Source organism: Streptomyces sp. NPDC007863, from assembly GCF_040633895.1.
In the GTDB taxonomy this organism is placed as follows: domain Bacteria; phylum Actinomycetota; class Actinomycetes; order Streptomycetales; family Streptomycetaceae; genus Streptomyces.
The window spans coordinates 144,092-157,720 of sequence record NZ_JBEYEI010000002.1 but is presented as its reverse complement, the minus strand read 5'-3'; the positions used below and the strand labels follow the sequence as shown (position 1 = coordinate 157,720).

12 protein-coding genes are annotated in these 13,629 nt (G+C 74.9%); 8 read left to right on the top strand and 4 right to left on the bottom strand.

Features of this window, described 5'->3' with window-relative positions; translation table 11 throughout:
• Positions 1-107 precede the first annotated feature (107 nt).
• Complete coding sequence (glnA, locus tag ABZ621_RS03335; protein ID WP_360600188.1) at positions 108-1,529, top strand: type I glutamate--ammonia ligase; 1,422 nt, start codon at positions 108-110, stop codon at positions 1,527-1,529.
• A 79-nt stretch (positions 1,530-1,608) separates the two neighbouring features.
• Here glnA and ABZ621_RS03330 read toward each other — a convergent pair whose 3' ends face one another.
• Positions 1,609-1,884, bottom strand: a complete 276-nt coding sequence (locus ABZ621_RS03330) for a hypothetical protein (protein WP_360600186.1) — start codon at positions 1,882-1,884, stop codon at positions 1,609-1,611.
• Positions 1,885-2,007: 123 nt separating this feature from the next.
• Between ABZ621_RS03330 and ABZ621_RS03325 the strand changes: the two genes are divergently transcribed.
• Positions 2,008-2,370 carry an arsenate reductase family protein gene (locus ABZ621_RS03325; RefSeq protein WP_360600184.1) on the top strand — a complete coding sequence of 121 codons (363 nt, stop codon included), beginning with the start codon at positions 2,008-2,010 and terminating at the stop codon, positions 2,368-2,370.
• Positions 2,371-2,385: 15 nt separating this feature from the next.
• Here ABZ621_RS03325 and ABZ621_RS03320 read toward each other — a convergent pair whose 3' ends face one another.
• Positions 2,386-3,336, bottom strand: a complete 951-nt coding sequence (locus ABZ621_RS03320; protein ID WP_360600182.1) for a Gfo/Idh/MocA family oxidoreductase — start codon at positions 3,334-3,336, stop codon at positions 2,386-2,388.
• Between the two features lie 196 nt (positions 3,337-3,532).
• Here ABZ621_RS03320 and ABZ621_RS03315 point away from each other — a divergent pair, with 196 nt between their 5' ends.
• The 4 genes from ABZ621_RS03315 (at position 3,533) to ABZ621_RS03300 (ending at position 8,211) form a co-directional block, all read left to right on the top strand.
• The gene (locus ABZ621_RS03315; protein WP_360600180.1) at positions 3,533-4,936 is read left to right on the top strand and encodes a hypothetical protein; all 1,404 of its coding nucleotides are present in this window, start codon (positions 3,533-3,535) and stop codon (positions 4,934-4,936) included.
• A complete protein-coding gene (locus ABZ621_RS03310; RefSeq protein WP_360600178.1) occupies positions 4,933-6,093 on the top strand; it encodes a hypothetical protein in 1,161 nt (386 codons plus the stop codon). Before ABZ621_RS03315 ends, ABZ621_RS03310 begins: the two co-directional genes overlap by 4 nt.
• Positions 6,094-6,285: 192 nt before the next feature.
• A complete protein-coding gene (gene glnII, locus ABZ621_RS03305) occupies positions 6,286-7,317 on the top strand; it encodes a glutamine synthetase (protein ID WP_360600176.1) in 1,032 nt (343 codons plus the stop codon).
• Positions 7,318-7,686: 369 nt separating this feature from the next.
• A complete protein-coding gene (locus tag ABZ621_RS03300) occupies positions 7,687-8,211 on the top strand; it encodes a winged helix-turn-helix domain-containing protein (protein ID WP_360600174.1) in 525 nt (174 codons plus the stop codon).
• A 7-nt stretch (positions 8,212-8,218) separates the two neighbouring features.
• On the opposite strand, the gene ABZ621_RS03295 is transcribed toward ABZ621_RS03300, so the two are convergent.
• Positions 8,219-9,721: a PepSY domain-containing protein gene (locus tag ABZ621_RS03295; protein WP_360600172.1), complete on the bottom strand. Its 1,503-nt coding sequence runs from the start codon at positions 9,719-9,721 to the stop codon at positions 8,219-8,221.
• Between the two features lie 75 nt (positions 9,722-9,796).
• The gene (locus ABZ621_RS03290) at positions 9,797-10,462 is read right to left on the bottom strand and encodes a hypothetical protein (RefSeq protein WP_360600170.1); all 666 of its coding nucleotides are present in this window, start codon (positions 10,460-10,462) and stop codon (positions 9,797-9,799) included.
• Positions 10,463-10,631: 169 nt separating this feature from the next.
• Between ABZ621_RS03290 and ABZ621_RS03285 the strand changes: the two genes are divergently transcribed.
• Together ABZ621_RS03285 and ABZ621_RS03280 are read left to right on the top strand one after the other, a co-directional pair.
• The gene (locus ABZ621_RS03285; protein WP_360600168.1) at positions 10,632-11,432 is read left to right on the top strand and encodes a tyrosine-protein phosphatase; all 801 of its coding nucleotides are present in this window, start codon (positions 10,632-10,634) and stop codon (positions 11,430-11,432) included.
• Between the two features lie 66 nt (positions 11,433-11,498).
• Complete coding sequence (locus ABZ621_RS03280; RefSeq protein ID WP_360600801.1) at positions 11,499-13,526, top strand: hypothetical protein; 2,028 nt, start codon at positions 11,499-11,501, stop codon at positions 13,524-13,526.
• Positions 13,527-13,629: the final 103 nt, after the last annotated feature.

Here is a 13,629-nt window from a genome sequence, read left to right as displayed (position 1 = left end):
TGAGAAATCCCGACTGCCTAGGGTCGGGTACGAGCGTGCGCCACCGCACTGGTGCATCACCGAGCTGCAACCCCGCCCCTCCCCGGGCCGGGAGTAGGAGGAGTTGGATGTCCAAGCACGGGTTCCAGAACGCCGAAGAAGTCGCGAAGTTCATCAAGGACGAGGACGTCAAGATGGTCGACGTCCGCTTCTGCGACCTTCCCGGCGTGATGCAGCACTTCTCGATCCCGGCGACGGCCTTCGACCCGTCCGAGGAGCTGGCCTTCGACGGCTCGTCGATCCGCGGCTTCCAGGCCATCCACGAGTCCGACATGTCGCTGCGCGCCGACCTCTCGACGGCCCGCCTGGACCCGTTCCGCCGCGACAAGACGCTCAACATCAACTTCTTCATCCACGACCCGATCACGGGCGAGCAGTACAGCCGTGACCCGCGGAACATCGCGAAGAAGGCGGAGGCGTACCTGGCCTCCACCGGCATCGCCGACACCGCGTACTTCGGCCCCGAGGCCGAGTTCTACGTCTTCGACTCGGTCCGCTTCGAGACCTCCGCGAACCAGGGCTTCTACCACATCGACTCCGAGGCCGGCGCCTGGAACACCGGCTCCGAGGAGAACAACCGCGGCTACAAGGTCCGCTACAAGGGCGGCTACTTCCCGGCCCCGCCGGTCGACCACTTCGCCGACCTGCGCGCCGAGATGTCCCTGGAGCTGGAGAAGGTCGGCCTGCAGGTCGAGCGCCAGCACCACGAGGTGGGCACCGCCGGCCAGGCCGAGATCAACTACAAGTTCAACACGCTGCTCGCCGCGGCCGACGACCTGATGCTGTTCAAGTACATCATCAAGAACGTCGCCTGGCGGAACGGCAAGACCGCGACCTTCATGCCGAAGCCGATCTTCGGCGACAACGGCTCGGGCATGCACGTCCACCAGTCGCTGTGGGCCAACGGCGACCCGCTGTTCTACGACGAGGCCGGCTACGCGGGCCTCTCGGACACCGCCCGCTACTACATCGGCGGCATCCTCAAGCACGCCCCGTCGCTGCTCGCCTTCACCAACCCGACGGTGAACTCCTACCACCGTCTGGTGCCGGGCTTCGAGGCGCCGGTCAACATGGTCTACTCGCAGCGCAACCGCTCCGCCGCCATGCGCATCCCGATCACGGGCTCGAACCCGAAGGCCAAGCGCGTCGAGTTCCGCGCGCCGGACCCGTCCTCGAACCCGTACCTCGCCTTCTCCGCCCTCCTCCTCGCGGGCCTCGACGGCGTCAAGAACAAGATCGAGCCGATGGAGCCGATCGACAAGGACCTGTACGAGCTCGCCCCCGAGGAGCACGCGAGCGTCCCGCAGGTCCCGACCAACCTGGAGGCCGTGCTCAGGGCCCTGGAGGAGGACAACGAGTACCTCCAGGCCGGCGGCGTCTTCACCTCCGACCTGATCGAGACCTGGATCGACTACAAGCGCACCCACGAGATCGCCCCGATCCAGCTCCGCCCGCACCCGCACGAGTTCGAGCTCTACTACGACCTCTAAACCGCGAGGCACCCCGCACCACCACGAAGGCCGCCGTCCCCGGGATTCCGGGGGCGGCGGCCTTCGCCTTCGCCGGGGGTCAGCGCTTGTCGCGGATGAAGGTGCGGACCATGCGGCAGGTGAGGTTCGAGGGCGGGTGGATGCCTATGCGCTCGGCCATCGTGCGGATGGTGGCGTTGGTCGCCCTCCTCGGGACGTAGACGCCGGAGTCGAGGAGCGCGATCGCGAGGCGCATGGCCTTCAGGCGGCGGTTGTGCGTGACGTACCACTCGCGGGGGCGCCCGGCCGGAAGGGCCTTCTTCTCGACGGGCGTGAAGGGTTCGATGGACGGCCTGCGGATCACGGCGACTGCCATGGGCTACCTCCTGGCGAACGGTGGCGGGGGCCCTCCCCGGGGCCCTTGCCTTCGACTCCCATTCTAGTGCGGGGCACTGACAATCGGGCCTGGTCGGACGGGGTTTGGGGGTAGCTTGGAGGGATGGAGATCTGGATCAATCCCGCCTGTTCCAAGTGCCGTGGCGCCCTCACCCTGCTCGACGCCGAGGGGGCCGAGTACACCGTCCGGAAGTACCTGGAGGACGTGCCCTCCGCGGACGAGATCCGGGCCGTGCTCGGACGGCTCGGGCTCGAACCGTGGGACATCACGCGGACCGGCGAGGCCGTCGCCAAGGAGCTCGGCGTGAAGGAGTGGGGGCGGGAGCCGGGTGACCGGGAGCGGTGGATCGAGGCGCTCTCCGCCCACCCGAAGCTCATCCAGCGGCCCCTCATCACCGCCGACGACGGTACGGCCGTCGTCGGCCGCACCGAGGAGGCCGTCCGGGACGCCCTCGGCCGGGGTTAGCCGCCGTCCGCGCGCTCAGAGGGGCGTCGCCTCCGCCTCCGCCTCCGCCTCCGCCTCCGTGAGGAGTTCGGTGAGGCGGAGGGCGAAGCGGGCGTCGCAGGGGTGGGGGGTGCCGGTGCGGGCCGCGGTGAGCAGGGCGGTGATCGCCTCGGTGTAGGCGGGCCGGGCTCCGTTCCAGGCCGGGAGGGTGGTGCTGCCCGCCGTGCCGTGGAGGGTGAGGGACGCGCCCGCCGCCGCCGGCGGGGCGCTCAGGGTGAGCGTGGCCGTGCTGCTCGCGCCCGTCGTGTGGCCGAGGACCAGGTGGTGGGTGTCGTCCGGGCCCTTCGCCGCCCGCACCCGGGTGACGTCGCCGAGGACCGGGACGAGGACCGAGAGGACGTGCGGGCCCACGTCCCAGAGGCCGCCCTTCTCGCGGCGCCAGGGGCTCGCCGCGTACGGGCTGTCGGCGCCGGGGCCGTAGAGGGAGCCGAGCCACCGGGCCTCGGCCACGTACCAGCCGCCCGTCGCCCGCTGTTCCTCGATCCAGCGGGCCGTCTCCGGGGCGAAGCGCAGGGTGCAGAAGACGACCGAGGCGACGCCCGTCTCCGCGACCGCCTCCGTGACCTCGCGGGCCGCCTCGACCGTGGTCGCCAGCGGCTTGTCGAGGAGGAGGTGGCGGCCGGCCCGGGCGGCGCGGGCGGCGAGCGGCGCCTGGACGTCCGGCGGGAGGGCGAACGCGACGGCGTCGCAGGCGTCGAGGAGGGCGTCCACGTCGTCGTACGCGCGCGCGTTGTGCGCCGCGGCCAGCTCGGCGGCGGCCTCCGGGCGGCGGCCCCACACCCCGTGGAACTCCACCCCCTCGTGGGCGGCGAGCGCCGGGGCGTGGGTGCGGGCCGCCCACGGGCCGGTGCCGAGGAGGCCTATGCGGGGGCGGTCGGGGAGGGCGGGGACGGTGGAGACGGTGGGGAGGGTGCTGTGCGTGGGCATGGGGGCCAGTCTGCCGTGTGGGCGCGGGCGGGCGGGAAAGCGGTGGCGGTGGGGGGTCCGCGGCGTCTAGCGTGCTCGGGTGCCGGCCGCGGGACTTCGGTACGACTTCCGATACCTGCCTTGTAAAGCAACGTCTTCGCTGATCGTGCTCCCTCTCCCCGGCCGGCACCCCGACACGCGAAAGACAGGGGGCGCCGTGTCCGAGCTCGTCGCCGCGGAGGACGTGCTGCTGTTCGTCAACGCGGCCGTGACCGCCACCGGGCAGCGGGAGTTCCGCTCCTCCGCCGCCGAACAGCGGCTGTCGCTCGCCTTCCTGCACGAGTACGTACGGGTCAACTACCGGCCGCTGTACGCCGCGTGCCTCGCGCTCGACATCAACGACCACAACGCCGCGCTCGTCGTCGAGCAGCTGCTGCGCACACCGGGCGAGGCGGGGGACGGCGAGGGGCGCCTGGTGGCGGCCCGGCTGGCGCGGATGGCGCCGCCGCGGGTCTACCGGCTGTTCCGGACGCTGCGCGAGACCGGGGTGAACAACCGGCGCACGCGCGCGATCGTGCGGGAGTGGCTGGCCGCCCGGCCGGATCCGGCGCTCGACGCCGTGAAGTACCGGCCCGGGGTGAAGGCCGCCCTCAAGCACGCGCACGTGCCGGCCGCCGACGCCGAGACCGGCGACTTCCTCTTCGCGCCCGGCCGCCGGGTGCGGTACGAGAACCGGACCCTGGAGGCGTACCGGCGGGCCCACTACGCCGAGGACGCGCTGTACGAGCTGCCGTTCACGGTCGCCGAGGGGTTCGCGGCGCGCCACGGGGTGGACCGGGCGGTGTTCCTGGAGCGGATCGCGCCCCGGATGACCCGGCTCGAACGGCTGCGGAGCGCCCGGACCGCGGGAGCCCCCGATCTGGCCGTGATGCCGCTGACCCGGCTGGCGCTGTACGTGCTCGCGCTGCCGTTCGCCGAGCGGGCGGCGCGGCGGGCCGAGCTGACCGGGGCGCTGCGGGCGGCGGCGCGGCGGGCGGCGGGGCCGTACGCGGGGAGCTGGGGGCGGGTCGCGGCCGTCCTCGACGACAGCTTCTCCTCGTCGGGTTCGGCGGTGAAGCGGCGCCGGCCGCTGGCGGTGGCGCTGGGCTGCCACTTCCTCCTGGAGGCGCTGGCGGCCCCGGGGGCGTACACCGGTCTGTGGACCTCGGGCGGTACGGATCCGCTGCTGGTCAGGCCGTACGGGCCCACTCCGCTGGGGCTGCGGATCCTCGACGCGCTCGACGGCCGGCCCGAGCGGCTGGTGGTCGTCTCGGACGGCTGGGACAACGCGCCGCCGGGCCTGGCGGGCGAGGTGCTGCGGGTGTGGCGGTCGCGGCTCGACCCGGAGCGGCGGACGGCGGCCGTGCACGTGAACCCCGTATACGACGCGGGGGTGTTCGACGTGCGCCGGCTCGGTCCGTCGGTGCCGGCCGTCGGCATCCGGGACGCGGAGGACCTGCCGGCGCTCGTGGAGATCGCCGGGTTCGCCGAGGGGCGGACCGGGCTCACGGAGCTGCGCGCCTATCTGGACCGGCGGGTGGCGGACTTCCTGGCGGAGCACGAGAAGGGGGCGGGACGGTGACGCGGATCGATCTCACCGGGCTCGACGTGCGGGCCGCGCAGGTGTGGGGCGGGATCCGGCTCGTGCCGCTGGTGCGGGAGGAGCCGGTCGAGGGGCTGCGGCTGCACCGGGAGGTGTACGAGCGGACCCACGGGGACGGGCCCTCTTCCGTGGACGTCGGCGACGGCACCGTCTACACCTCGTACGTCCCGCACGGCTTCGTCGCCGACTGGTCGGGGACGGGCCGGGAGGAGGCGGCGTACGGCACCCGGCTCGGGGACGCGCCGCGGGCCGTCGTGCCCGTCCGCGCCCCGCACCACCGGCTCGCCAAGCGGCGGCGCGGCGAGCGCCGACTGCGGTTCCTGCCGCTCCACCTCGCCCTGGACGGGTATCTCTCGCTGCACTTCGGCGGGCCGACGGTGCTGTGGGAGGAGTGGTCGCGGCAGGCGCTGCGGCGGGGTCTCCCGCCGCGGGCGGAGGCGGCGTACGCGGGCGTGGACGTGCCGGGGCTCGCGGAGGCGCTGCGGGTCTTCGAGGTGCACCCGGGCCAGTGCGGGGTCCTGGTGTACGCGGCGGACGCGCTGGCCGCGGCCTTCGTCGTGCCGCATCCGGAGGACTACCGGCTGCTGCATCCGACGCTGGTGGAGGACCTGTACGGCGAGCTGGTGCACCAGTACGCGCACTACGGCGCGCCGGTGCCCGAGTTCGCGGCCCGGATCAGGGACGGCGCCGGCGGCATCCGGAACCTCGCGGACCTGCGGGCGGCGGCCCGGGAGCAGGAGCGGCGCTGGGCGGTGGCGCACGACGGGCTGATGGCGCGGGACCTCCTGGAGACGCCGTACGCCTTCGAGCGGGCGTACCGGACGGGGCCCTTCTCGCTGTACCGCTTCCTGCCGCCGTTCCTGCGGGACGGGCGGGAGCAGCACATCGGCGAGCTGATCACCGACCGCAAGGGGCGGACGGCGTATCTGAAGACCTTCCGGCTCTCGGACGCGCAGGTCAGGCGGGGGTACCTGCTGCGCCGGCTGGCGTCCTGCGACTGGCACCCGGGGCGGACGGCCGAGGCGCTGGGCGTCTCGGGCGAGGAGCTGGTCCGGCGGATCCGGTCGGCCGGTTTCGGCCCGCTGCTCGACGCGCACGGCCTCGCACGGGCGGCGCGCGTATCACAGGAAGGCTGAGTAACACGGGGTTCACAAACGGGCAACCGCCGGGAAATCCCGTGTTGCGAAGCTGCGGTCACACGAAAGGCGCCACGGGCGGCGGGCCGGGTCACCGGCCGGACGTTCGGCGCCGCCCCGCAGCTTCTCGCAGCGCCGCGAGCCGCCGCGGACGACACCCGCAGCAGCACGCCACGCCCTAAGGATGACCCCGTGACCTTCAAGGCTGAGTACATCTGGATCGACGGCACCGAGCCGACCGCGAAGCTTCGTTCCAAGACGAAGATCATCGCGGGCGAGGGTCTGCCGCTGGCGGAGCTGCCGATCTGGGGCTTCGACGGTTCCAGCACCAACCAGGCCGAGGGCCACGCGTCGGACCGTGTCCTCAAGCCGGTCTTCTCCTGCCCGGACCCGATCCGCGGCGGCAACGACGTCCTGGTGCTGTGCGAGGTCCTCAACACGGACATGACCCCGCACGCCTCCAACACCCGCGCCGCGCTGGCCGAGGTCGCCGCCACGTACGCCGCCCAGGAGCCGATCTTCGGCATCGAGCAGGAGTACACCTTCTTCGAGGGCACCCGTCCGCTCGGCTTCCCGGTCAACGGCTTCCCGGCCCCGCAGGGCGGCTACTACTGCGGCGTCGGCGTGGACGAGATCCACGGCCGTCCGATCGTCGAGGCGCACCTGGAGAACTGCCTCAAGGCCGGTCTCGGCATCTCCGGCATCAACGCCGAGGTCATGCCCGGCCAGTGGGAGTTCCAGGTCGGTCCGCTGGCCCCGCTGGAGGTCTCCGACCAGCTGTGGATCGCCCGCTGGCTGCTCTACCGCACGGCCGAGGACTTCAACGTCTCCGCGACCCTCGACCCGAAGCCGGTGAAGGGCGACTGGAACGGCGCGGGCGCGCACACCAACTTCTCCACCAAGGCGATGCGCGAGGGCTACGACGCGATCATCACCGCGTGCGAGTCGCTGGGCCAGGGCTCGAAGCCGCTCGACCACGTCAAGAACTACGGCGCCGGCATCGACGAGCGCCTGACGGGCCTGCACGAGACCGCCCCGTGGGACGAGTACTCCTACGGCGTCTCGGACCGCGGCGCCTCGGTCCGCATCCCGTGGCAGGTCGAGCAGGACCAGAAGGGCTACATCGAGGACCGCCGCCCGAACGCCAACGTCGACCCGTACGTGGTGACCCGCCTCATCGTGGACACCTGCTGCGAGGCGCTGGAGAAGGCCGGCCAGGTCTGATCGCCCGCCAGTTCCCCGAAGGTGCCCGCCGGTTCGCCCGGCGGGCACCTTCGCGTTCGGCGGGCGTCCCGTCGTCCGGCGGGCGTCTCTTCCCGTGGACACCCCTTCGCTCCGGCGTTCCCTCCTGGTTTAATAGGGATATGGCCAGCATGGAGCGGAACGACAGCGCGCGGGGTCGCCACGACCTCGAGCCGTTCTGGCCTTCCCGCCAGCACCACGACTTCGACCGGTGCTGTCGGCGCGTGAGGAACGCGTCGGCCCTCTAAAACCCCGACCGGAGACCTGTCCGGTCCGCGGCCTTCGGCCGACGCGCAGTGACGTACGACGCCTGTCCGTCCGTTTCTTCACGCGAGAAAGCCGAGTCCTCCCATGGCCCATGTCCAGGCCGCCGCCGCCCCGCTCGCCCCCGCCGCCCGCCCCCGCCTGCGCGCCGTCGCCCCCGACGAGGTCGCCGGGCTCGCCCGGGTCGCCGACTTCCTGCCGCCGGGCGCCACGCTGCTGCCCGCGCCCCCGCACGCCCTGCCCACGCTGCCCGGCCGGCCGCCGATGGTCGGCTACCTGGTGCTGCTGCCGGCCGAGCAGGAACCGCCCGCACCGGTGCCGGCCGGGGCCGAGGGGCCGGTCGCCATCGACGACGAGCGGCGGATCGCCACCGTCGACGGGCGGGCGCTCGACCTGACGTATCTGGAGTTCGAGCTGCTCGCCCATCTCGTCGCCCACCCGTACCGGGTGCACACCCGCGACCAGCTGGTGCAGACGGTGTGGGGGTACGGCCACGTGGGCGACGGGCGGACGGTCGACGTCCACGTGGCCCGGCTGCGCCGCAAGCTGGGCGCCGAGCACCGCCGCACGATCCAGACCGTGCGGCGGGTCGGCTACAAGTACCTGCCCTGACCGGCGGCTAGCGCGTCCTCGCCCGCCGGTTCACCAGGGCGAGGACGACCTCCGCCGCCAGGAGCACCAGCAGGCTGACGCCGAGCAGCGGGACGAACCAGCCGACGACCGCGGCCGTCGCCGCGAGCGGCAGCAGGAGCGTCACCGGCAGCTTCCCCCAGGCGCCCCGGCCGACCGGGCGGCGGGGGCGGCGCAGCCACCACATGCGGTAGCCCCAGACGATCATCAGGACCAGCGCGAGGGCGAGGGCGGCGAGGGCCAGCTGGTTGAACAGGCCCAGGAAGACGCCGGTGTGGGCGTCGATGCCGATCCGGGTCAGCTTCGCGAGGAGCGGATACTCGGAGAAGGAGAGCCGGTCGAGGACCGTGCCGTCGGCCGGGTCCAGGGCGACCTGGTCCAGCTCGACCGGGAACTGCTTGTCGGTCTCCTTCACGACGTAACCCCTGCCCTCGGCGGGCAGCGTGACGGCTATCGAGGGGCTGTCGATCCCGGCGGCGCGGGCGGCGGCGACGGCGCGGTCGACGCCGATGTCGGCGGTGGGCGCCGGGGCGGGGTCGGCCGGCTGGTGGCCGGGGCCGTGGCCCGCGTGCTCGCCGCCCCCGCCGCCCGTGCCGCCCTCGACACCGGCCGAGAGGGTGGGGGTGGCGCCGCCGAGACCGTCCTGCAGGGCGCCGATGTTCTCGCCGGCGTACCGGGACCAGGTCAGGCCGGTCGCGGAGAGCAGCAGCAGACCGAGGGCGGCCCAGAGGCCGACCGAACCGTGCCAGGAGAGGGTGCGGCGGCGGGACTTGGGGCCGCGCTCCGGCAGCAGCAGCGCCCGCCGCCTGGTGCGGCGCCGGGCGAACCAGAGGACGAGGCCGCCGAGGACCAGCACGAAGAGCCAGCTCGCGGCGAGCTCGCTGTAGATCCGGCCGGGTTCGCCGAGGTGGAGGTCGCGGTGCAGGCCGTCGATCCAGGTGCGCAGCGGCAGGGCGCCGCTGCTGCCGTAGCTGGGCAGCTGCCCGCGCACCTCGCCCGTGTACGGGTCGACGAAGACGGCGAGCGAGGTGCCCTCGGGGGCGTCGGGGTCGGCCATCAGGACGCGGGTGGTCGCGCCCGGTTCGGCGCCGGGCCAGACGGCGGTGACGGTGCCGTCCGGGTTCGCCTCGCGGGCCAGGCCGACCTGGCGGTCCAGCGGCAGGACGGTGTCGCCGGCCGGGACGGAGAGCTCGTGCGCGTACACGGCCTTCTCGGCCTGGAAGGACAGCGCGTAGAGCAGCCCGCTGAGGGCGGCGACGAGGAGGAAGGGGGCGGCGAGGAGACCGGCGGTGAAGTGGAGCCGGAGGAGGAGGGGCCGGAGGGCGGTCCAGGCGCCGCGGCGGGACGCCGGCGAGGCCGGCTTCTCGGCCGTCTCGGGCGCCTCGGCCGTCTCGGCCGTCTCGGGCTTCTCGGCCGTCTCGGCTGTTTGGGCCGTGTCGACTGTTTCGGCTGTTTCGGCCGCGTCAGGGCGTGCGGGGTCGTCGATGGTCATGACTGTCCTCGGAGTCTCGTGAGGGGTCCGGTGGGGGCCTGCCGTCGGGCAGGGGGAAGCGGCCCCCGGCGGACGTCAGACGAGCGGACCGAGGACCGTGGCGCGGGTGAGGGCCGGGCGGGGCGGCCCGCGCCGGGAGAGGACGGACGCGAGGACGACGACGTGCGGCCGCCGGGCGCCCCGGCGCGGCCGGCGCACCGGGCGACGCGGGTCGCCGGGGACGGCGACGGGACCGAGCGGAACGGCGAACAGTCGCCGCAGCGGCCTGGACGCCCCCTCCGCCAGCGCGAAGAACGCGGCCTCGCCGCGCGCCAGCCACAGCCCGCAGACCAGCGCGGCCAGCAGGTGCGCGGCGAGCATGCCGGCCCCGCCGTCGAGGAGCGCCTCGGGTGCGGCGGTGGCGGTGCCGTGGGCGCCGTGCACCGCGTGCTCCCCGTGCGCCCCGTGGCTCGTCGCCGTCGCCGTCGCCGGTGCGGCCGCCGGGTGGGCGCCCGTCAGCGAGAACGTGAGGTGGAGGGCGCCCTGGGCGGCCAGCAGGCCGGCCGCGCAGGCGACCGGGCCGCGCCGGCGGCCGGCCGCGCACCAGGCGCCGGCGGCCGTGACGGCGAAGGCGGCGAGGAGGGCGAGCGGGTCAAGGGTGTGGACAGACATGGACGAATGCCCCACCGCTGCCAGGACGACGCACACGACCGCGAACAGGGCGGCTCTCAGGGCGCGCAGCGGCGAGAGTGGGTGCGTCATCGGGGGACATGGTGTCACCCGTCCGGGGGACTGGACAGACCACCTCCCGGTGGTACGGAACGGACTACTTCGTCTGCTGGTGCCGAGTGCGGATCCGGCCGTTACGGTCGGGAGAGAGTGCCGTGTCCCGGCCGTGCCCCGGCCGCGTCCCGTCGGAGGAGTACCGCCCATGCCCGCGATCGCCGCCACCTCCGTCGCCAACCTCCGGGACCTCGGCGGAGTACCGCTGGGCGACGGGCGGTCGGTGCGGGACGGACTCGTGCTGCGGTCGGCGCAGCTGGACCGGCTCGAACCGGACGAGGCCGTGGTGGCGGGGCTGAAGCTGCGGACCGTCGTCGACCTGCGGACCGCCGCCGAGCGCGCCGACCGGCCCGACCGGCTGCCGGACGGCGCCCGGCTGCTCGTCGCGGACGTGCTCGCCGACCACCTGGCGGCGAGCGGGCTTCCGCCGGCCGCGCGGCTGAAGACGCTGCTCACCGACCCGGCGCTCGCCGAGCGGCACCTCGGGGGCGGACGGATCGTCGACGCGATGCGGGCGACCTACCGGGCCTTCGTCGGCAGCCCCTCCGCCCGCGCCTCCTACCGCACCCTGCTCGTCGAGCTGGCGGCGCCGGGGGCCGGACCGCTGCTCTTCCACTGCACGGCGGGCAAGGACCGTACGGGCTGGGGGGCGACGGTGGTGCTCGCGCTGCTCGGCGCGGACGAGGCGACGGTGCGGGAGGAGTACCTGGCGGTGAACCCGGCGGTGCGGCAGGCGTTCGCGCCGATGATCGAGGGTTTCGTCACCCAGGGCGGCGACCCGGACCTGGCGCTCGCGATGATCGGGGTGCTGCCGGAGTACCTGGACGCGGGCCTGGAGGAGGTCGCGGAGCGGCACGGTTCGGTGGAGGCGTACGTACGGGACGGGCTCGGGGTGCCGGAGGAGGCGATCGCGCTGCTCCGGGAGCGGTTGACGGTGTACGCGGCCTGAGGCGGACCGCCGGAGCCGGGCGGCGCGCGGGCCCGGCCGGGGTGACCATCGCAAGAATCGCTCGTTCTGCTGAACGTGAGCACCCAGGATCTCGTTCCCTCGCCCGTGGGCCCCGTCGACGTCGAGCAGGCCGAGGCCGCCCTCGTCGAGCGCTATCCGCGGCTCGTCCGCATCGCCTATCTGGTCCTGCCGCCGACGATGGGCCGCAAGCGGCGGGTGCTGACCGCGCACGCGCTGGTGCAGCGGGCGCTGCCGCGCCGGCGGGTGCCGGGGCCCGCCGTGCCGGAGCCCCGGCGGCCCGAGGACGCGGTGGATCCCGGGTACGCGTACGTGCGGGGCGAGGTGCTGCGGCAGGCGCTGGTCGCCGGGCTGCCGCTGCGGCGGCTCGCCGTGCCGCGCCGGGCGCAGCTGCCGCCGCTGCTGCCGCAGGTGTGGGGGCTGCGGCTGTTCCCCCGGGCGGGCGGGGCGGACGAACTCGCCCTGGACCAGCTGCTCGCCCGGCTCTCCGCCCCGGCCCGGGCCGCGTACGTGCTGCGCGGTCTGGAGCGGCAGGGCGACGCGGAGGTCCTCCGCGTGCTCGCCGCGGCGGGCGCCGGGGATCCGGGGTCCGCGCTGGCGGAGCTGGCCGCGCTGGAGGAGGACGAGGAGACTGCGGCCCCCGCCGAGCGGGTCGCCGAGCAGGCCGGGCCCGGGCGCGCCCCGGTCTCTCCCCCGGCCCCCGTCCCCGCCCCCGGGCCCCGGCTCGGGGGCGCCTCGCTGCTCGAATCGGCGGAGTTCGACCCGTGCACGCTCCAGGCGCGGCCCGGGGACCTGCTGCGGCGGCGGCAGCACGGGCGGGCGGTCCTGGTGGGGGTGGTGGCGCTGCTCGTGTGCGGGGCGCTGCTCGGGCTGCCGGGTGACGGCTGGGGCAGAAACGGTGCTGCGGCGCCGAGTTACGCCCGCAACCCCGCCGCCGAGGCCGCGCTCGACCCGGCGAAGGTGCGGCGGGTCGCGCCGGCCGTCTGGCCCGGGGCCGTACGGCGGGACTTCTCGGTGTGGCCCGCGCGCGGGGAACTCGCCGGGGACGCGCCGCTGCTGCGGCGGGCGCTCGCGGTGTGGGCGCGGCCCGGCGGGGCCGTGGAGTCCTCGGCGACGCCGGGCACGCCGGTCGGGCCGCCGATGGGGCCGCCCCAGCTGCTGTTCGCGGGGCGGGTGGACGCGGCCCGGGTGGTGCTGTTCCACGACGGGCTGCGGATCGTGCGGTACGCCGAGCCGGTGGAGGGGACGGCGGGCGCCGCGCTCGACTTCGCCCGCACCGACGGCGCGGAGGGGCCGGGGGCGAGCGCGGTCGTGGTGACGCGGGCGGCGGGCAACGTCCGCTACCTGACCGCGCCGTGGGTGACCGGGACGGCCGTACGGGACCTGCTGATGCCCGGCAAGGAGCCGTGGGCGCTGGGGCGGGACGCGCACGGGGTGACCGACGCGGTGCCGAGCCCCGCGCTCGCGGAGGAGTGCGCGCGGTGGAACACCCTCCAGGTGACGGACGGCTCCGGCGGCCGGCTGCTCGGCGACCTCGGCGAGCTGGTGCCGGCCCGGCTGCTGTGGGGGCCGCCCGGCGCGCCCGTGGACGCCACGGGCCGTGAGGCGCGGGCGGTCTGGGCGCGGACGGCGTGCCAGCTGACGACGGTCCTCGGACAGGGGGTGGGCTCGGTGCGGGCCTGGCGGTTCGCCCGGCAGTCGCTGCCGGAGGGCGCGGGACGGGCGGCCTGGGTGTGCACCCGGGCGGAGACCTGGCGGGGCACCGGCAGCCGGGTCCTCGCGCAGTTCCTGCCGCCGGACCCGAAGGTCCCGGCCGCGCTCGCCGCCCGCGCGCAGGACGCGCCCGCGTGCGGGGTGCGGGAGCCGAGGGTGCTGGCCGGGGCGCTGTGGCAGGCGCCGGCCGGCGGCTGGTACGTGCTGGCCGCGGGCGGCCCCGACCTGGCGTCGGTGCGGGTCGAGGGCGGGGTCACGGCCCGGGCCGAGGGGCCGGTCCTGGCGGCGAAGGCGTCGGCGGGGGCCCGCGCGGAGCTGAGCGCCACCCTGGAGGACGGCCGCCGCATGCCCGCCCTGCGCTGAGCCCGGACGCCCGGTCGCGGTGCGGGAGCCGGGCCCGTACCGCTGCCCAGAAAGCCCCTGCACGACTCTGTTCCCGGTGCTTACTCCTCAGTACATTGACGAC

What these genes read in the sequence shown, in the direction of transcription:
- ABZ621_RS03330 (WP_360600186.1), bottom strand. Translation starts at nt 1,884, where the DNA reads ATGGCAGTCGCCGTGATCCGCAGGCCGTCCATCGAACCCTTCACGCCC.
- ABZ621_RS03300 (WP_360600174.1), top strand. Translation starts at nt 7,687, where the DNA reads ATGGCCCATGTCCAGGCCGCCGCCGCCCCGCTCGCCCCCGCCGCCCGC.
- glnA (WP_360600188.1), top strand. Translation starts at nt 108, where the DNA reads ATGTCCAAGCACGGGTTCCAGAACGCCGAAGAAGTCGCGAAGTTCATC.
- ABZ621_RS03325 (WP_360600184.1), top strand. Translation starts at nt 2,008, where the DNA reads ATGGAGATCTGGATCAATCCCGCCTGTTCCAAGTGCCGTGGCGCCCTC.
- ABZ621_RS03320 (WP_360600182.1), bottom strand. Translation starts at nt 3,336, where the DNA reads ATGCCCACGCACAGCACCCTCCCCACCGTCTCCACCGTCCCCGCCCTC.
- ABZ621_RS03285 (WP_360600168.1), top strand. Translation starts at nt 10,632, where the DNA reads ATGCCCGCGATCGCCGCCACCTCCGTCGCCAACCTCCGGGACCTCGGC.
- ABZ621_RS03295 (WP_360600172.1), bottom strand. Translation starts at nt 9,721, where the DNA reads ATGACCATCGACGACCCCGCACGCCCTGACGCGGCCGAAACAGCCGAA.
- ABZ621_RS03290 (WP_360600170.1), bottom strand. Translation starts at nt 10,462, where the DNA reads ATGACGCACCCACTCTCGCCGCTGCGCGCCCTGAGAGCCGCCCTGTTC.